Origin of the sequence: Caballeronia sp. SL2Y3 (assembly GCF_022879575.1) — a bacterium.
In the GTDB taxonomy this organism is placed as follows: domain Bacteria; phylum Pseudomonadota; class Gammaproteobacteria; order Burkholderiales; family Burkholderiaceae; genus Caballeronia.
Map to the genome: position 1 here is coordinate 1,623,856 of NZ_CP084260.1, position 17,533 is coordinate 1,641,388.

14 protein-coding genes and 2 rRNA genes are annotated in these 17,533 nt (G+C 61.9%); 4 read left to right on the forward strand and 12 right to left on the reverse strand.

Annotation, left to right across the window (positions count from 1 at the left end; translation table 11 throughout):
* Positions 1-32 precede the first annotated feature (32 nt).
* The 4 genes from LDZ26_RS07650 to LDZ26_RS07665 form a co-directional block, all read right to left on the reverse strand.
* On the reverse strand, positions 33-1,256 hold the full coding sequence (locus LDZ26_RS07650; RefSeq protein WP_206466554.1) for an IscS subfamily cysteine desulfurase: 1,224 nt from the start codon (positions 1,254-1,256) through the stop codon (positions 33-35).
* A gap of 91 nt (positions 1,257-1,347) precedes the next feature.
* Complete coding sequence (gene iscR / locus LDZ26_RS07655; protein ID WP_040050918.1) at positions 1,348-1,875, reverse strand: Fe-S cluster assembly transcriptional regulator IscR; 528 nt, start codon at positions 1,873-1,875, stop codon at positions 1,348-1,350.
* 127 nt (positions 1,876-2,002) lie between these two features.
* Entirely contained in the window at positions 2,003-2,485 is a 483-nt protein-coding gene (locus tag LDZ26_RS07660) for a low molecular weight protein-tyrosine-phosphatase (protein WP_244846656.1), read from the reverse strand.
* Between the two features lie 129 nt (positions 2,486-2,614).
* Positions 2,615-3,757 (reverse strand): patatin-like phospholipase family protein, encoded by a 1,143-nt coding sequence (locus LDZ26_RS07665; RefSeq protein ID WP_244849083.1) that lies wholly within the window; start codon positions 3,755-3,757, stop codon positions 2,615-2,617.
* A gap of 480 nt (positions 3,758-4,237) precedes the next feature.
* On the opposite strand from LDZ26_RS07665, the gene LDZ26_RS07670 reads away from it, so the two are divergent.
* Positions 4,238-5,083: a 23S rRNA (adenine(2030)-N(6))-methyltransferase RlmJ gene (locus tag LDZ26_RS07670; RefSeq protein ID WP_244846658.1), complete on the forward strand. Its 846-nt coding sequence runs from the start codon at positions 4,238-4,240 to the stop codon at positions 5,081-5,083.
* A gap of 10 nt (positions 5,084-5,093) precedes the next feature.
* On the opposite strand, the gene LDZ26_RS07675 is transcribed toward LDZ26_RS07670, so the two are convergent.
* Positions 5,094-5,438 carry a hypothetical protein gene (locus LDZ26_RS07675; protein ID WP_244846659.1) on the reverse strand — a complete coding sequence of 115 codons (345 nt, stop codon included), beginning with the start codon at positions 5,436-5,438 and terminating at the stop codon, positions 5,094-5,096.
* A gap of 100 nt (positions 5,439-5,538) precedes the next feature.
* On the opposite strand from LDZ26_RS07675, the gene LDZ26_RS07680 reads away from it, so the two are divergent.
* On the forward strand, positions 5,539-5,943 hold the full coding sequence (locus LDZ26_RS07680) for a DUF305 domain-containing protein (RefSeq protein ID WP_244846660.1): 405 nt from the start codon (positions 5,539-5,541) through the stop codon (positions 5,941-5,943).
* A gap of 97 nt (positions 5,944-6,040) precedes the next feature.
* On the opposite strand, the gene LDZ26_RS07685 is transcribed toward LDZ26_RS07680, so the two are convergent.
* Both LDZ26_RS07685 and cueR read right to left on the reverse strand, forming a co-directional pair.
* Positions 6,041-6,187, reverse strand: a complete 147-nt coding sequence (locus tag LDZ26_RS07685; RefSeq protein WP_175940530.1) for a DUF3563 family protein — start codon at positions 6,185-6,187, stop codon at positions 6,041-6,043.
* A gap of 222 nt (positions 6,188-6,409) precedes the next feature.
* Complete coding sequence (gene cueR, locus LDZ26_RS07690) at positions 6,410-6,796, reverse strand: Cu(I)-responsive transcriptional regulator (protein WP_244846661.1); 387 nt, start codon at positions 6,794-6,796, stop codon at positions 6,410-6,412.
* Positions 6,797-6,890: 94 nt separating this feature from the next.
* Here cueR and LDZ26_RS07695 point away from each other — a divergent pair, with 94 nt between their 5' ends.
* Complete coding sequence (locus LDZ26_RS07695) at positions 6,891-7,097, forward strand: heavy-metal-associated domain-containing protein (RefSeq protein ID WP_175940532.1); 207 nt, start codon at positions 6,891-6,893, stop codon at positions 7,095-7,097.
* The gene (locus LDZ26_RS07700) at positions 7,094-8,023 is read left to right on the forward strand and encodes an SDR family oxidoreductase (protein ID WP_244846662.1); all 930 of its coding nucleotides are present in this window, start codon (positions 7,094-7,096) and stop codon (positions 8,021-8,023) included. The genes LDZ26_RS07695 and LDZ26_RS07700 overlap by 4 nt, the downstream gene beginning before the upstream one ends.
* Position 8,024: 1 nt before the next feature.
* Here the strand turns inward: LDZ26_RS07700 and LDZ26_RS07705 are convergent, their stop codons facing one another.
* The 5 genes from LDZ26_RS07705 to LDZ26_RS07725 all read right to left on the reverse strand — a co-directional run bounded on the left by LDZ26_RS07705 (position 8,025) and on the right by LDZ26_RS07725 (position 17,281).
* Positions 8,025-11,489 (reverse strand): error-prone DNA polymerase, encoded by a 3,465-nt coding sequence (locus LDZ26_RS07705; RefSeq protein ID WP_244846663.1) that lies wholly within the window; start codon positions 11,487-11,489, stop codon positions 8,025-8,027.
* 5 nt (positions 11,490-11,494) lie between these two features.
* Complete coding sequence (locus LDZ26_RS07710) at positions 11,495-13,093, reverse strand: DNA polymerase Y family protein (RefSeq protein ID WP_244846664.1); 1,599 nt, start codon at positions 13,091-13,093, stop codon at positions 11,495-11,497.
* Positions 13,038-13,901: a translesion DNA synthesis-associated protein ImuA gene (gene imuA / locus LDZ26_RS07715; RefSeq protein ID WP_175940535.1), complete on the reverse strand. Its 864-nt coding sequence runs from the start codon at positions 13,899-13,901 to the stop codon at positions 13,038-13,040. The genes LDZ26_RS07710 and imuA overlap by 56 nt, the downstream gene beginning before the upstream one ends.
* A gap of 214 nt (positions 13,902-14,115) precedes the next feature.
* Positions 14,116-14,229: ribosomal RNA gene (rrf, locus tag LDZ26_RS07720) — 5S ribosomal RNA — on the reverse strand.
* A 169-nt stretch (positions 14,230-14,398) separates the two neighbouring features.
* Positions 14,399-17,281 (reverse strand): 23S ribosomal RNA (locus tag LDZ26_RS07725).
* Positions 17,282-17,533: the final 252 nt, after the last annotated feature.

Below are 17,533 nucleotides of genomic sequence, written 5' to 3' on the forward strand. Positions count from 1 at the left end.
TGTTCGTTTCGCGCGGACGCAGTGTGCTTCGTTCAGTGCGCCGCCCACTGGATGCTCGAAATGTCGATGCCGTCCTTGTGCATTTCCCAGAGCGGCGACAGATCGCGCAGTTTCGCAATCTTGCTCTTGAGCAGGTTGACGACGTAATCGACGTCCTGCTCGGTCGTGAAGCGGCCGACCGTGAAGCGGATCGAGCTGTGCGCGAGTTCGTCGTTGCGGCCGAGGGCGCGCAGCACATAAGACGGCTCGAGCGAGGCCGACGTGCACGCCGAACCCGACGACACCGCCACGTCCTTCACCGCCATGATCAGCGACTCGCCTTCGACGAAATTGAAGCTGATATTGAGGTTGTGCGGCACGCGGCGTTCCATGTCGCCGTTGACGTACACCTCTTCGATTTCCTGCAGGCCGTGCAGCAGCCGGTCGCGCAACATGCGGATGCGCTCGTTTTCCGTCGCCATTTCTTCGCGCGCGATGCGGAACGCCTCGCCCATGCCGACGATCTGATGCGTCGCGAGCGTGCCGGAGCGCATGCCGCGCTCGTGGCCGCCGCCGTGCATCTGCGCTTCGATGCGCACGCGCGGCTTGCGACGCACATACAGCGCGCCGATGCCCTTCGGGCCATACGTCTTGTGCGCCGAGAACGACATGAGGTCGACCTTCAGCTTCTGCAGATCGATCTGAATCTTGCCGGTGGCCTGCGCCGCATCCACGTGAAAAATGATGCCCTTCTCACGCGTGATCTCGCCGATCGCCTCGATGTCCTGAATCACGCCGATCTCGTTGTTCACGCTCATCACGGAAACGAGAATGGTGTCGGGGCGGATTGCCGCCTTGAACGTGTCGAGGTCGATCAGACCGTCTTCCTTCACGTCCAGATACGTGACTTCGTAGCCCTCGCGCTCGAGCTCGCGGCAGGTGTCGAGCACGGCCTTGTGCTCGGTCTTCACCGTGATGATGTGCTTGCCTTTGCTCTTGTAGAAGTGCGCCGCGCCCTTGATGGCGAGATTGTCCGATTCGGTCGCGCCCGACGTCCAGATGATCTCGCGCGGATCTGCGTTCACCAGCGCCGCGACCTGCTCGCGCGCTTCCTCGACTGCGCGCTCCGCATCCCAGCCGTACTGATGGCTGCGCGAGGCCGGATTGCCGAACTGCTCGCGAAGATACGGAATCATCTTGTCCACCACGCGCGGATCGATCGGCGTCGTCGCGCTGTAGTCCATGTAAATGGGCAGGTGGGGGATATCGTTGTTCATCAGTCGCTCCGGGAAAATCGGTCAAATCGCATGGCTGGGTCGCTGGCGCCGCGTTGCAGTACGTTCTGCGGTTCGCGGCGGCCGGGCGGGCTCAGCCAGCCAGATTGAAAATGGAATTCGGACCCTTGGGCACGACGCGCGCCGCCTCGACGCCCGCCGGTTCCGCGCGCCGGTCGCGCAGCACCGCCGCCGAGCCTTCGCGGGCGCGCTGCTGGTCGACCAGATCTTTCAGCGAGACGGAATCGAGATACTCGACCATCTTCTGATTGAGCGTCGCCCAGAGTTCGTGGGTCATGCAGTGGCCGTCGTGCTGCTTCGTGCCTTCGCACGTGCCCTTGCCGCCGCACTGGGTGGCGTCGATCGGCTCGTCCACCGCGATGATGATGTCCGCCACCGTGACGTTCTCCGCCCGGCGCGCGAGGTTGTACCCGCCGCCCGGACCGCGCACCGATTCGACGATCTCGTGCCGGCGCAGCTTGCCGAACAGTTGTTCGAGATAGGAAAGCGAGATGCGCTGGCGCTGGCTGATGCCTGCCAGCGTCACCGGGCCCTGCTCCTGGCGCAGCGCCAGGTCGATCATCGCCGTGACGGCGAAACGGCCTTTCGTGGTGAGTCTCATAATTGGGGGCTAACGCTAATACTCGATGATTTTCGTCAAGTATAAATATCCCACAGTTTTAGTCAAGTATCCGGGCGGAATAAGTAACGATTTAGTCGATCTTTTCGCCCCCGGCAGCGCCCGCGAGCTACGGCCGCAGCTGGGCCCGCAACGCGTTCAACAAGCCCTCGCAGGCGTCCTCGCACTGGTCCAGCACGCGCTCGAAGCCTTCGTCGCCGCCGAAATACGGATCGACGACCACGCGGGTGTCGTCGCGGGTGGCGAACTCCATCAAGAGCCGGATCTTGTCCCGGTACTCCGGCGGACAGACCGAGGCGAGCGCGGCAGCGTTGGCGTCGTCCATGACGATGAACAGGTCGAAGCGGGCGAAATCTTCTGCCGCCACCTGACGGCCGCGCAGCGTCGACAGGTCGTAGCCGCGCTTTTTCGCTGCGCGCTGCGCGCGCTCGTCCGGCGGCTGGCCGATGTGCCAGTCGCCGGTGCCCGCTGAATCGATAAGGATCCGGTCAGCTAGTCTCGCCCGCTCGACCAGTTCGCGCATGACCGCTTCCGCGCTGGGCGACCGGCAGATGTTGCCGAGACAGACGAAGCAGATCGCGATCGAATTCATCGGGCCGAACGGGAAAATGGGTGTTGGACGCCGCGCAGACAACCGCGCGTTCGAATGCGCTCGGATTATACAAAGGCTCGTCTGAATGCGCCCGGACGGGCGGCGACCGGCGCTCTCTCCCGCGCAGGATCAACGCTTCTCGCGATGAATGTCGTGCGTGACGAAGCCGCTCTCGCCGTTCGGCATGTCGAGCCAGTCGCGATGCGCCAGCGTGCGGCGGATGTCGGCGAGGCCAGTCTCCCAGTGCTCGTGCATTGTCGAGAAGCCGAACTGATAGTCCTTGTACTGGCCCTCGTACTCCTTCTGCCGATAGATAAGGTGAATGATGTTGTAGCGCTTCGAGCAGGCCAGTTGGGCGGCGCGTCGGCACCACTCGTCGGTGTCGCGAAGCGCCTCGGGTACGAGGTCGAGGACGTGCTTCAGGACGTTGCGGTACCGCTGGGCGCGCTGCATCTCGTCCGTGACGAGCCGCGTGCGGCTCGAATACTGTATGTCCTTGATGCGGCCCGTGACATCGACGATATTGTCCGGCACCGGCCCGCGCGCGCTCCAGAGATCGACCTGGAACGCGAGCGTATCGCGGCGCGGCGTGGCCTGCGCGACCTCGTAGAGCGGCGTGTTCGACATGAGGCCGCCGTCCCAGTAGAACTGTCCGTCGATCTCCACGGCGGCGAAGCCGGGCGGCAGCGCGCCCGAGGCCAGAAAATGCTCGGCGCGCAGCTTCGTCCGCGTGTTGTCGAAGTACGCGAAGTTGCCGGTTGCCACGTTCACCGCGCCGACGGACACGCGCGTCTCGCCCGAATTGATGCGGTCGAAGTCGCAAAGGCGTTCGAGCGTAGCCTTGAGCGGAGCCGTATCGTAATAGCTCGCGGTCTCAGGCGAACTCGATGCCACCGGCGACGGCGGCGGAAAGCGGGGCACGAAGAACCCCTTCTGCCCTTCGACGAGCGCATCGACCGCCTGCAACGCGGTAAAAGCCTTTCGGATCTGGTCGCTCGAATTGAAGAACGCGCGCTCGACGAACGCGGGCAACGGAAAGCCGAACGCCGGCTGACAGATGGTTTCCCAGAATTCCCGCAGCCGCTCGACGCGATTCTCCGGCGCATTTCCCGCGATGATCGCTGTGTTGATCGCGCCGATCGAGATGCCGGCGATCCAGTTCGGGTGAATATCCGCTTCGTGCAAGCCCTGGTAGACGCCGGCCTGATACGCGCCGAGCGCGCCGCCGCCCTGAAGCACGAGCGCGATGGTCTCGTAGGGCGGCAGGCTCATGCGCGGCGCTTGTTCGTGGCTGCGTTCGCGTCCGAGGGCTGGGTTGTCGTCGCTTTCTGACATGAGGCCTCGTTCCTTATTGCATGTTCCGGCCGCGGCTCACCACAAACGATTGCCCGTGAGCGGCGCCCATTCGAACGTGGTCTGCGCCACGTCTCCGACCTTGTCGACACGCCATGGCGCGGCCGATGCCGCTTGCCGCGCCTATGACCACCGCCGTCTAACCTCCTGTCGGAAGACTGAATGACAACATGCGAACCATGCGACCATCAAGCTGGCCGTTTGGCATAGGAGGATTCGCGTTCGCTCGCATGGATCGCCTAGCCCGTTTGGCCAGCTATTGCGCGAAACCCGGGAGCGGCTATTGTGCACGAACGTAGCGGTGCGCCCCAGCGGCCGGCCGAGCCGAATAACCGCGCCTACGTGCTCCGCTACAATTGATCGCTTTCGCTTTTCATCGCTTCTTGCGGGTCACTCGTCATGCTCAGTTACCGTCACGCCTTTCACGCGGGCAACCACGCCGATGTGCTGAAGCACGCCATTGTGGTTCAGATGCTTCGATATCTCGGGCTGAAAGACAAATCGTACTGGTACATCGACACGCATGCCGGTGCAGGCGTGTATTCGCTGGCGGAAGGTTTCGCGGCGAAAAACGCGGAGTACGAATCGGGCATTGCGCCATTGTGGGATCGCACCGACTTGCCGCCGTTGCTTGCCGATTACGTCGACGAAGTGAAGGCGTTGAATCCGGACGGCGCATTGCGCTTTTATCCGGGCTCGCCGTATCTGGCTTGGCGCGCGATGCGCGAACAGGACCGCATGCGGCTGTTCGAACTGCACAGCACGGAGATCGACGTGCTGCGTCATAACTTCCGCGACGCCGGCCGCCGCGCGATGATCTACGACGGCGACGGATTCGAAGGCATCAAGGCGATTCTTCCTCCGCCGCCGCGCCGCGCGCTGGTGCTGATCGACCCGTCCTACGAAGACAAGCGCGACTATGCGCGGACGGTCGAATGCCTTGAAGAATCGCTCAGGCGTTTTGCCACCGGGACGTATGCGGTGTGGTATCCGCAAGTCTCGCGCATGGAGTCGCAGCGTTTCGCCGATCAGCTGAAGGCCATCCAGCCGACGGGCTGGCTGCACGCGACGCTCACCGTCAAGACGCCGCCGGCGGACGGCCTCGGCTTGTTCGGCAGTGGCATGTTCGTCCTGAATCCGCCGTATAAGCTCGCGAGCGAGTTGAAGCAGGCGTTGCCCTATCTGGTCGATGCGCTCGGCCAGGATGCGGGCGCTGCATTCAAACTGGAGCAGCGCGCGGATTGATTGCGTCGGATCAGGGGTAGGCTTCCCGTCGCCTGCGCGAGTGGCTCGGGTTGGTCGTCGCGGGCGTTGCCGTCTGCCCGCCATATTCGATGTACGGCGAAACCACGATCGGCTGCTGCTCCTGTGGCGGCAGTCCGGGTAACGTCGCCATCGGGACCATGCCCGGCGCGCCGAGGGGCGCGCTTTGCAGGACCGTCCCGCTCACGCCGCTATGAATGCCGGTTTGAGTATCCAGCACGAGCGGTTCGCCGCCGGGTTTGGCGAATGCCAGGTCGCCGTGGCAAAGTGCCACGGCATACGCTGCGCAGGCCGCAACGAGGCGCGTCTGCGTCGTCTTGGAGAGGTGGCGTGTCATCGATCGCTCTATTCGGTAGACGAAACGGCTTTACCTTACCCCGGTGGCAAGCTTTAGGCTAGGCGCTCACATCCACATTGACCGTTCTTTCGGGAGAATTATGAAGTCGACACGGAATCTGCTGCGCGCTGTACTCGCCGTCATCACCGTTTCCTTCAGCGTAAGCGGCTTCGCCCAGACAGCGGCGTCTTCGCACGACAGCATGTCGGGCATGAAGCATGGCATGCCCGCCAACGAGGATGCGCCCTCGAACGCAGCTTTCCAGGCCGCCGATGAATCCATGATGTCGAGAATGTCAGACGTTCAGTACACCGGAGACGCCGACCGCGATTTCGTCGCGCACATGATTCCGCACCATGAAGGCGCGGTCGAAATGGCGAAGGTGGAGTTGAAGTACGGCAAGGACGCGAAACTGCGCAAGCTGGCGAAGGACATCGTCGCCGCGCAAGAGAAGGAAATCGCGTTCATGAAACAGTGGCTGGCGACGCATCCGGCGCAGAAGTGACGTCGCTTCGAATGAAAGCCGCAGAAACGACAAAGCCCCGCATGACGGGGCTTTTCATTCAACACCTGGCGCGCTTCGCGGCGCGCGGACCCGGGCTTCAGATGTTGTAGCCGTTGTTTTCGAGCGAACGGATACGCTTTTCGAGCTGGACGACGTCCGACGATTGAGCCAGGTATTCTTCGCGGCGGCGCTGTTCGGCGGCTTCAAACCAGATGCTGAGTTTTTCGAGCAGAATTGCAAACATGGTGTTCTCCAAGGATTAGTGCTGGTCCCTGGCGGTTCGGGTCAGGGATAACCCGCGTTAGGGATAACCCGGATTATAGCTGACTCATCTGAGTCGTGTGAGTGAAATGCCCGCATGGGGTGCATTCCTTTTCGGAATGGTGCTCGACGGGCAACTCCCTAAGTTATTGATTCGACGAAATAAGGATAGGACATCGCAGAAATGTGCACTGTCTTAGTGCACTCACTGCGCCAATTTGTCCAGAATCGGGCAGTCCGGGCGCTCGTCGCCTTGGCAATGCCTTGCGAGGTGTGACAGCGTGTCGCGCATGTCCGTCAGCTCCGCGATCCGGCGATCGAGCTCCGCGACATGTTCCAGCGCGATTGCCTTCACCTCGGCGCTGGCTCGCGTCCGGTCATGCCACAGCGCGAGCAGCTTGCGGATATCCTCGACGAGAAAGCCCAGACGCCGCGCCTGCCGCACGAACCGCAGCGCATGCACTTCCTGTTCGCCGTACACGCGGTATCCCGATGACGTCCGTCCGACCGGTGTGAGCAAGCCGACGCTCTCGTAATACCGGATCATCTTCGCAGTGACGCCCGACGCGCGGGCCGCTTCGCCAATGTTCATCCTGTTCTCCTCGACTTTCCGCCGACTCTACACGTTCCCATCATGGCAAGGTATACGATGTCGATACTTCCACCCATTTAAAGAGGAAACGGATATGACCGAATTCGAAGTCCAAGGCATGAGTTGCCAGCATTGCGTCGCTGCCGTCACGCGGTCGATTCAGGAGATCGACCCAGAGGCGCAGGTTCGCGTCGATCTGGAGCGCGGTACGGTCGCGGTCGAATCGACGCAGACGGAACAGGCGCTGAAGGACGCCATCGACGATGCCGGCTATACCGTCGTAGGCGCAGCTTCCGCATGACAGGCGGTCGGGGGTTCACTGTCGCGCTGATCGGCGCGTCCGGTCTTCTGGGGCGCGCCATATCCGCCGAACTCGCCGGCTTGGCGCAGTGGCGCGTCGTGCGTACCGCGCATCGGCGCGCGGGTGCGAACAGCGTGCCGCTCGATATCCGCGATCACGACGCCGTGCGCGCCTTTCTGCGCCGGGAAAAACCGGATGCCCTCGTGATCGCGGCAGCGGAGCGTCGGCCGGATGTGTGCGAGAACGACCCGCCGCTCGCCCGCGCGCTCAACGTGGACGCCGTGCGCGTCATCGCTACGGAAGCGAGCGCGCTCGGCGCGTGGGTCCTGTCGATTTCGACGGACTATGTTTTCGACGGCACGTCTGCGCCCTACTTCCCCGACGACACGCCCGCGCCGCTGAACGCCTACGGGCGCAGCAAGCTCGACGGCGAGCGCGCGTTGCTAGAAGCCGATCCGCGATCGTGCGTGCTGCGTCTGCCGCTGCTTTACGGACCGGTCGTCGACTGGACCGAATCGGCGGTGACGAGCCTGACGCCCGCCATCGTCGCCTCCGCCGAATCTGCAAAAGCGCCGGCTTCGATGGATGCGTGGGCGACGCGTTACCCGACCTACACACCGGACGTCGCGGTGGTGATCCGCGGCATGCTCGAACATCACGCTCGCGGCGCGACGATTTCCGGCATCACGCAATGGTCCGGCGACGAACCGATGACGAAGTTCGATATCGCCGAACGCATCGCGCGTGTGCTGAAGGTGGACGCGAAGCTCGTCGCGCAACGGGAGCCGACCGACGCGACGCCGCGCCCGCGCGATTGCCATCTGGATTCGGGCCGCCTGGAGGCGCTCGGCATCGGGCGGCGCACACCGTTCGATACGGCGATCGAACGGCTGCTCGCGAATTATCCGGCGCTGCCGTCGTTGTAACTCAGTGAAAGTCGCGGCTCGACGCGGCAAGGCGTCCAAGCAGCGCCGTGTGATCTTCGAGCCGTTGCGCGACCAGATGCCGCACGTCGCCCTCGTTCTGCCACACGCCATGCACGCCGAGGAGCGACGCGCCGAGCAACACCTTGCGCTGCTTCTCGACGAGCCCCGGCCAGACGATCACGTTGATCGCGCCGGTTTCGTCCTCGATCGAGACGAAGATCGTGCCGTTCGCCGTGCCCGGCCGTTGCCGCACCGTCACGATGCCGCACGCCCGCACGATGCGCCCGGTCTTGAGTTCCGCCAGATCAGCGGCCGTCCGGAAACGCAGCCGCGCCAGCCGCGCACGCAGCAGCGCGAGCGGATGACGATTGAGCGTGAGCCCGAGACTCGCGTAGTCATCGACGATTTCGCGGCCCTCCGATGCCTGCGGCAACGCGAGCGGCGCCTCGGGCATCGGCGCATCGCGCAGCAATTCCGGCGCGCGCTGCTGTGCGGTCACCGCCCACCATGCCTGACGCCGGTGCCCCGCGATGCTCGCGAGCGCGTTGCCCGCTGCGAGCGCCTCCAATTCCCGGCGCGATAAGGCGGCGCGGCGCGTGAGATCGTCGACATCGAGGAAAGGCGCCTCGGCCCGCGCGATCATGATCCGCTCGGCCGCGGCTTGCGGCAGACCTTTGATGAGTTGCAGGCCGATGCGCACGCCCGGCCCGCCCGCACCGTATTGCTGCGCCGGCAGCTGGACACGCGCGGCGAGCTTGCGCGCGCCGCGCCGCATGGTCTTGCGAAACATCTGATGCGGCAACGGCGCGCCGTAAAACTGCTGACGCCGCTGCTCCTTGCCGGCATCGAAAACGACGCGCTCGCCCTTGCCCGGCGGCAATTCGAGCACCGATTCCCAGTCGCTCAGCGAAACATCCGGCGCGAACACGTCCACGCCGTGCCGCCGCGCGTCCTGCACGAGTTGCGACGGCGAATAAAAGCCGAGCGGCTGACTATTCAGGAGGCCGGCCAGAAACGCGGCGGGCTCGTAACGCTTGATCCACGCGCTGAAATAGACGAGCAGCGCGAAACTCGCCGAATGGCTTTCCGGGAACCCATATTCGCCGAAACCCTCGATCTGCTTGCAGACGCGCGCCGCGAACTCGTGCTCGTAGCCGCGCGCGAGCATCTTCTTCATGAGATCGGCCTGATACTCTTCCAGATGGCTGCCGCGTCGCCAGGCGGCCATCGCGCGGCGCAGCTGGTCGGCCTGCTCGGCCGTATAGCCTGCCGCGACCATCGCGAGCTTCATCACCTGTTCCTGAAAAATCGGCACGCCGAGCGTACGGCCGAGCACGGGCCGCAGTTCTTCCTTCGGATAATCCTCTTCCTCCAGACCCTGCTTGCGCCGCAGATACGGATGCACCATGCCGCCCTGAATCGGGCCGGGCCGCACGATCGCCACTTCGATCACGAGGTCGTAATACTTTTGCGGCCGCAAGCGCGGCAACATGCTCTGCTGCGCCCGCGACTCGATCTGAAAGACGCCGATGGTGTCCGCGCGGCAACACATCTCGTAGACGGCTTTGTCCTCGCGGCGAATGTGCGACAGGCCGAATTGCGGGATGCCCCGCCGCAGCGCGACGAATTCGAGCGCGCGGCGGATCGCCGACAACATGCCGAGCGCGAGCACGTCCACTTTCAGGAGCTTGAGCTGATCGATGTCGTCCTTGTCCCACTGGATCACGCAGCGGTCTTTCATCGCGGCGTTTTCGATCGGCACGAGCCGCGACAGCCGTTCCCGCGCGATCACGAAGCCGCCGACGTGCTGCGACAAGTGGCGCGGAAAGCCGCGTAGTTCGCGCGTCAGGCGAATCAGATGCCGCGTGATGTGCGAGTCCTCGCTGAAGCCCGCTTCCCGCAGATAGCCAGCCACCGCCGACGGCCCGTCCCACCACTGCTGCGCCTTGCCGATGCGCTCGATCAGCGAGGCATCCAGTCCGAGCGCGCGGCCCACGTCCTTCAGCGCACTGCGCGTGTGATACGTCGTGACCGACGCCGCCAGCGACGCGCGATGCCGCCCGTATTTCCGGTAAATGTACTGAATGACTTCCTCGCGCCGCTGGTGCTCGAAATCGACGTCGATATCGGGCGGCTCGTTGCGCGCCTGGGAGATGAATCGCTCGACCAGCAGGCCCATTCTGACCGGATCGAGTTCGGTGATGAAAAGACAGAAGCAGATGATCGAATTCGCCGCCGAGCCGCGCCCCTGGCACAGAATGCCCTTGCTGCGGGCAAAGGCGACGATGTCGTAGACCGTCAGGAAGTATTTCTCGTAGCCCAGGGTGGCGACGAGCGCGAGTTCCTTGTCGATGAGACCGATGGTGTCGGCATCGAACCCGTTCGGCCAGCGCACTTTCGCGCCCGCCATCACGCGTTTGCGCAGATAGCTCGCGGGCGTTTCGCCCGGCGGCACGAGCTCTTCGGGATATTCGTACTGAAGCTCGTCGAGACGGAACGTGCAGCGGGCGGCCACTTTCAGCGTTTCCGCGATCGCCGCCTTCGGATACAGCGCGCCGATACGCAGGCGCGTGCGCAAATGCCGCTCCGCGTTTGCTTCGAGCGCATAGCCGCATTCGGCAAGCGGACGGCCGAGGCGAACGGCAGTCAGCGTGTCCTGCAAGGGTTTGCGCGAGCGCGCGTGCATCAGCGCGCCGCTTGCCGCGACGAGCGGCAGGCCGCTCGCCTCCGAAATGACGCGGCACGAAGCGAGGCGCTCGTCGTCGCTGCCGTCCTGCCAGAGTTCCAGCGCAAGCCACGCGCGGCCCGCCGCGAAGCTGGCGAGCCAGTGCGCGCGTTCGAGCGTGTCGGCGAGCGTGGCCGCGCGTTGCGGCACGAGAATCAGCAGGCAGTCGGGCAAATGCTTCAGATGCGCGATGTCGCCGCGCAGATCGGCGGCATCCGTGACATTGGACGACGCGGCCGGATCGGTGAAATCTTCGGGCCCCAGCCGATATTGGCCCTTCGGCGAACGCGAGCGCGCGAGCGAGATCAGCTCGGACAGATTGCCGTAGCCTTCGCGGTTCGTCGCCAGCGCGATGAGCGTGCAGAACGGCTGGCCGTCGGCATCGGTCAGATTCAATTCGCTGCCGATGATTAGCTTGAGTGTCGATTGGTGGGGCAACGGCTGCCCGGCGAGCCGCGCGGCTTCGACCGCGGCTTTTACCTTGGCCTCGATGTCCTTGATCGCGGCGTGCGCGCGCACGACGCCCGCGAGCGAGCATTCGTCCGTGATCGCGAGTGCGGTATAGCCGTGCTCGAGCGCCGCGGCGGCCAGTTCCTGCGGATGCGACGCGCCGCGCAGAAACGAGAAATTGCTGATGCAATGCAGCTCGGCGTATCCGGGCAGAAGCGTGGACGCGGACACGGCGCCGGAAAAGTCTCCGCCGTCGTCGGCCAGACCGATGATGTCGTTGAGATCGTCCATCGGCGTCATCCAAAGAATCCGTGCAGGAACCACGCGCCGCTCAGACGCTCGCGATACAGCCAGAACATGCGGCCGCGATCGTCGGAGGCGACGTAGTAATCGCGCTGGACGCCGTTGCCGTCCCACCAGCCCGCTTCAATGCGCTCCGTCCGGCTGATGAGCTTCAGCGGACGGCGATAGAACGGCCGCTCGTTGCGCAACTGCAGCTTTTGCGGCGTTTCGAGGATCCACGACGGGCGCGGCTGCGAAGGCACGGCCCGATCGGGAAGTTGCAGCGGCTCGTCGGTTTCGGTCTCTGGCTCGTCTTCCTGCGCTTCTTCGGGGACTTCGTCGGATGCGCTCTCGACATGCTTCGGCTTCTTTGCGCGCTTGGGCTTGCCCTCGCGCGCTGCCTGATAAGGCTCGACCGTCATCGCCGCTTCCGGCCGATGATCCTCGCGCGCAACCAGTTGCACGACGTTCTCCGCGCCCAGGCGCGCGCTCAGACGTTCGAGCAGTTGCGCCATCGATTCGTTATCGGAAGTGGGCATCGGAAACAGCGTGTCGGACGGCGGCGCGTGCTCGCAGACTTTGTCGGCAAACAGCTTCATCTCGATGACCGGAGCTGCGAGCGTCGTCTGATTCAGCTTTTCGCGCAGCAGCCAGAGGACATGATCGGCGTCGCGCGTCGGCACGGCCCACGCGACCTTGAGCGTCGATGTTTTCGGCGCGTGGCGCGCGGCCAGTTCGTGCTCCAGCAGCAGCGAGAACTCGCTCACCGCGGCGTGATGCGCGCTCAGCCAGCCGGCCAGTTGCAGCACGAGCCGGCGCGCTGCGAAAAGCAGCGCCTCGGCGCTTTCCACGCGCGCCTGCAATTCCAGCCGCGCCTCGAACGATGCCGGCGCACAGAACGCCTCGCGCGGATCGGGCGCCAGGCCGTAAGCCTGCGCGAGCCATTGCAGAATGCCCTGCCCGAACCGACGCGCGACGCCCTTGCGCGGCAGGCGGCGCAAATCGGCGAGCGTCGAACAGCCGATCTGTTCGAACACGTTCCCATGCGATTCCGCCGACGGAACGAGGGACACCGGCAACGCGTCGAGCACGCGCACGAGCGTCGTCTCCTTCACGATGCGCACGCGACGCGTCACGCGGCGAGTGCGCGCATGCGCGAGCAGCCAGGCGCCCCACGCGGTCGGCGCGCAGCCCATTCGCGACGTGAAGCCGCATCCTTTCACCGTCGACGCCACCTTGGCGATCAGTGGCCGCAGCCCGCCGAAAAGCCGCGTGCTCGCACCGACTTCCAGCAGCACCGTATTCGCATGCGCGAGCACGACCTTCGGCGTGAACGCGAGCAACGCCAGCGCGACTGCTTCGAGCGCGCGCTGCTCCGCGTTGACATCGACCGCGAGCAGCGTCAGCCGCGGCGCCAGCGCGAACGCGTGAGAGCGCGTGCTGCCGGGCCTCACCCCCAGCCGGAACGCGATGAGGTCGGGCAGCAGAATGCGCGCGTGATCGGCGAGCGCGAAACAGGGCTGATCGATGTCCTGCGCGACTGGCGTGTCGGCGCGGTCATTCGGCGTCGGCCTCGCTCCAGGCGAAATCGAACCGGCCGATGCGCATGGCATCGATGGCGGCTTGACTGCTTCGAGCGATAAAAGCGGCAATGTCACCGCTATCCACAACATGTTTGACCTCTCGTGCTTTCCTTTGCTGGCTGGCGCGGCGCAAATGCTCGGGCAACGCGGGCAACTGCAGCGGCAAGCGCAAATGCAACGGCTTTTCGAGCAACGGACCGCGTCGCTTGATGATGCTGATCTCCAGCATGACGACTTGCATCCATTCGCGACGATTCATCGTCGGTGCGGCTGCGGGCAGCATCGGCTTGCAGACCATTCGCAGCGGCGCCGCCGATGATTGCTTCGCGGCATTCAATGGACGAAACAGGAACGCCAGCGATTGCGACTCTTGTGCAGCAACTTGCAATCGCCGCAAGGCTTCGGGGCGCGCCTTGGGGAGCCAGATCAACACAGCGCCGATGCCCTCCTGCTTGAGCGACTGCTCCGCGGCCCACAGCACCTGATCGTCGGGCGCCTTGACCCAGACGAGCTTATTCGGCGCGATGTTCATTGCCCGAAACGCGGCGTGATTGGGCATCCAGGGGGGCGCGATGAAGACGACGGAGCGGCTTTGAACCGTCGTCAAGTCCCGCAACGTGCGCGCGAGCAGCCGGATTTCACCGACGCCGCTTTCTTCGATCAGCACTTCGGTCACAGTGCCCGGCTGCCAGCCTGCGCCTGGCAACGCCAGATCAAGCATCCGATAGCCGCTCGGAACGACGCCTGAATGCGAGGTGGTGAACTGCTCGCCTTGCCATAGCTGCTGCTGTAGGCGCGAAGTCAGTCCGATGTCCAGTAATGAAAGTGCGGCACCCATGGATTCCCGTCTGCCGGATGCAGAGTCCGCTCATGCGTAAACACGAAGCGGCTCCGGTTGATACTGTACATTTATACAGTATTTCGGAGTGCGCTGGGGAATGGGCGGAAAGACCCGAAGAGGTGGGACGGGGAGCGGGTGAGGAGGGGCTTTTCGTGAGTCCAACGCAAAAACCCCACCTTTTCGGGGTGGGGTTTTTGTTTTGCGAGGGGGAGCCTGACGATTACCTACTTTCACACGGGCAATCCGCACTATCATCGGCGTGGAGTCGTTTCACGGTCCTGTTCGGGATGGGAAGGGGTGGGACCGACTCGCTATGGTCATCAGGCATAAAGGGGATGTTGTATCGCCTTGGGGGGCGCTACAACCAATCGGGGAAGAAGTAGTGTGTTAGGGCAGTGACTGTGGGCACAGTCGCTACTCAGCCAGTGGCCCCCTTCGGGGGTTGCATTGAGTAAGCGCTAAAGCGCTAACTCACTGCGAAACACACTGGTTATAGGATCAAGCCTTACGGGCAATTAGTATCAGTTAGCTCAATGCATTACTGCACTTACACACCTGACCTATCAACGTCCTGGTCTGGAACGACCCTTCAAGGGGCTCGAAGCCCCGGGGATATCTCATCTTAAGGCGAGTTTCCCGCTTAGATGCTTTCAGCGGTTATCTCTTCCGAACATAGCTACCCGGCGATGCCACTGGCGTGACAACCGGTACACCAGAGGTTCGTCCACTCCGGTCCTCTCGTACTAGGAGCAGCCCCCTTCAAATATCCAACGCCCACGGCAGATAGGGACCAAACTGTCTCACGACGTTTTAAACCCAGCTCACGTACCTCTTTAAATGGCGAACAGCCATACCCTTGGGACCGGCTACAGCCCCAGGATGAGATGAGCCGACATCGAGGTGCCAAACACCGCCGTCGATATGAACTCTTGGGCGGTATCAGCCTGTTATCCCCAGAGTACCTTTTATCCGTTGAGCGATGGCCCTTCCATACAGAACCACCGGATCACTATGACCTGCTTTCGCACCTGCTCGACTTGTCGGTCTCGCAGTTAAGCACGCTTATGCCATTGCACTATCAGCACGATTTCCGACCGTACCTAGCGTACCTTCGTACTCCTCCGTTACGCTTTGGGAGGAGACCGCCCCAGTCAAACTGCCTACCATGCACTGTCCCCGATCCGGATCACGGACCAAGGTTAGAACCTCAAACAAACCAGGGTGGTATTTCAAGGACGGCTCCACCGAAACTGGCGTTCCGGTTTCATAGCCTCCCACCTATCCTACACAGATCGGTTCAAAGTCCAATGCAAAGCTACAGTAAAGGTTCATGGGGTCTTTCCGTCTAGCCGCGGGGAGATTGCATCATCACAAACACTTCAACTTCGCTGAGTCTCGGGAGGAGACAGTGTGGCCATCGTTACGCCATTCGTGCAGGTCGGAACTTACCCGACAAGGAATTTCGCTACCTTAGGACCGTTATAGTTACGGCCGCCGTTTACCGGGACTTCAATCAAGAGCTTGCACCCCATCATTTAATCTTCCGGCACCGGGCAGGCGTCACACCCTATACGTCCACTTTCGTGTTTGCAGAGTGCTGTGTTTTTATTAAACAGTCGCAGCCACCAGTTTATTGCAACCCTTTCACCCTCCTGGCGCAGGCCAGTCAAGCTACCAGGGCGTACCTTATCCCGAAGTTACGGTACCAATTTGCCGAGTTCCTTCTCCCGAGTTCTCTCAAGCGCCTTAGAATACTCATCTCGCCCACCTGTGTCGGTTTGCGGTACGGTCATCGTTAGACTGAAGCTTAGAGGCTTTTCTTGGAACCACTTCCAATTGCTTCGTGACCGAAGTCACTCGCGCCACACCCTTGAATTATGTGCCCGGATTTGCCTAAGCACCTTCTCCAATGCAGCGACCGGGACGTCCAACACCCGGACAACCTTCCGCGATCCGTCCCCCCATCGCATCTAACAATGGTGCAGGAATATTGACCTGCTTCCCATCAGCTACGCATTTCTGCCTCGCCTTAGGGGCCGACTCACCCTACGCCGATGAACGTTGCGTAGGAAACCTTGGGCTTACGGCGAGGGGGCTTTTCACCCCCTTTATCGCTACTCATGTCAGCATTCGCACTTCCGATACCTCCAGCACGCTTTTCAACGCACCTTCGCAGGCTTACGGAACGCTCTCCTACCATGCGTGTAAAACACGCATCCGCAGCTTCGGTGACTGGCTTGAGCCCCGTTACATCTTCCGCGCAGGACGACTCGATCAGTGAGCTATTACGCTTTCTTTAAAGGGTGGCTGCTTCTAAGCCAACCTCCTGACTGTTTTAGCCTTCCCACTTCGTTTCCCACTTAGCCAATCTTTGGGACCTTAGCTGGCGGTCTGGGTTGTTTCCCTCTTGACACCGGACGTTAGCACCCGATGTCTGTCTCCCGTGATTGCACTCTTCGGTATTCGGAGTTTGCTATGGCGTAGTAATCCGCAATGGACCCCACAACCATGACAGTGCTCTACCCCCGAAGGTGATACACGAGGCACTACCTAAATAGTTTTCGGAGAGAACCAGCTATTTCCAAGTTTGTTTAGCCTTTCACCCCTATCCACAGCTCATCCCCTAACTTTTCAACGTTAGTGGGTTCGGTCCTCCAGTACGTGTTACCGCACCTTCAACCTGGCCATGGATAGATCACTTGGTTTCGGGTCTACGCCCAGCAACTGATCGCCCTATTCGGACTCGCTTTCGCTACGCCTGCCTTAATCAGTTAAGCTCGCTACTGAACGTAAGTCGCTGACCCATTATACAAAAGGTACGCCGTCACCCCTTGACAGGGCTCCGACTGTTTGTATGCATGCGGTTTCAGGATCTATTTCACTCCCCTCCCGGGGTTCTTTTCGCCTTTCCCTCACGGTACTGGTTCACTATCGGTCGATCACGAGTATTTAGCCTTGGAGGATGGTCCCCCCATCTTCAGACAGGATTTCACGTGTCCCGCCCTACTTGTCGTACCCCTAGTTCTTTCATACTGTTTTCGCTTACAGGGCTATCACCTGCTATGGCCGCACTTTCCAGAGCGTTCAGCTAACAATACAAATAAAGAGTACAGGCTCTTCCCATTTCGCTCGCCACTACTTTGGGAATCTCGGTTGATTTCTTTTCCTGCGGTTACTTAGATGTTTCAGTTCACCGCGTTCGCTTCACATAGCCTATGTATTCAGCTATGGATACTCCATACGGAGTGGGTTTCCCCATTCGGACATCTTCGGATCAATGCTCGTTTGCCAGCTCCCCGAAGCTTTTCGCAGGCTACCGCGTCCTTCATCGCCTGTGATCGCCAAGGCATCCACCACATGCACTTGTTCGCTTGACCCTATAACGAGTGTGTCTCTTTGCTGCTCTAGACTCACACGCTACAGGCTGAGTATTCGCGTTGTGCCGTATTCCAAGTCATCAATTAAGATCACTTTTCATACTCGATACAATCACTACCCTGACTACCCTACTCACACCCATCTCTAAGTGCTTTCAGATAATCTCTTTACTACTTCTTCCTGATTGTTAAAGAACGTTTAGCCGATAGGTGTCTTGCAATACCCACAGCATCAACTGGCTAGCAATCGCC

What these genes read in the sequence shown, in the direction of transcription:
- LDZ26_RS07650 (WP_206466554.1), bottom strand. Translation starts at nt 1,256, where the DNA reads ATGAACAACGATATCCCCCACCTGCCCATTTACATGGACTACAGCGCG.
- iscR (WP_040050918.1), bottom strand. Translation starts at nt 1,875, where the DNA reads ATGAGACTCACCACGAAAGGCCGTTTCGCCGTCACGGCGATGATCGAC.
- LDZ26_RS07660 (WP_244846656.1), bottom strand. Translation starts at nt 2,485, where the DNA reads ATGAATTCGATCGCGATCTGCTTCGTCTGTCTCGGCAACATCTGCCGG.
- LDZ26_RS07665 (WP_244849083.1), bottom strand. Translation starts at nt 3,757, where the DNA reads ATGAGCCTGCCGCCCTACGAGACCATCGCGCTCGTGCTTCAGGGCGGC.
- LDZ26_RS07670 (WP_244846658.1), top strand. Translation starts at nt 4,238, where the DNA reads ATGCTCAGTTACCGTCACGCCTTTCACGCGGGCAACCACGCCGATGTG.
- LDZ26_RS07675 (WP_244846659.1), bottom strand. Translation starts at nt 5,438, where the DNA reads ATGACACGCCACCTCTCCAAGACGACGCAGACGCGCCTCGTTGCGGCC.
- LDZ26_RS07680 (WP_244846660.1), top strand. Translation starts at nt 5,539, where the DNA reads ATGAAGTCGACACGGAATCTGCTGCGCGCTGTACTCGCCGTCATCACC.
- LDZ26_RS07685 (WP_175940530.1), bottom strand. Translation starts at nt 6,187, where the DNA reads ATGTTTGCAATTCTGCTCGAAAAACTCAGCATCTGGTTTGAAGCCGCC.
- cueR (WP_244846661.1), bottom strand. Translation starts at nt 6,796, where the DNA reads ATGAACATTGGCGAAGCGGCCCGCGCGTCGGGCGTCACTGCGAAGATG.
- LDZ26_RS07695 (WP_175940532.1), top strand. Translation starts at nt 6,891, where the DNA reads ATGACCGAATTCGAAGTCCAAGGCATGAGTTGCCAGCATTGCGTCGCT.
- LDZ26_RS07700 (WP_244846662.1), top strand. Translation starts at nt 7,094, where the DNA reads ATGACAGGCGGTCGGGGGTTCACTGTCGCGCTGATCGGCGCGTCCGGT.
- LDZ26_RS07705 (WP_244846663.1), bottom strand. Translation starts at nt 11,489, where the DNA reads ATGGACGATCTCAACGACATCATCGGTCTGGCCGACGACGGCGGAGAC.
- LDZ26_RS07710 (WP_244846664.1), bottom strand. Translation starts at nt 13,093, where the DNA reads ATGCCATGCGCATCGGCCGGTTCGATTTCGCCTGGAGCGAGGCCGACG.
- imuA (WP_175940535.1), bottom strand. Translation starts at nt 13,901, where the DNA reads ATGGGTGCCGCACTTTCATTACTGGACATCGGACTGACTTCGCGCCTA.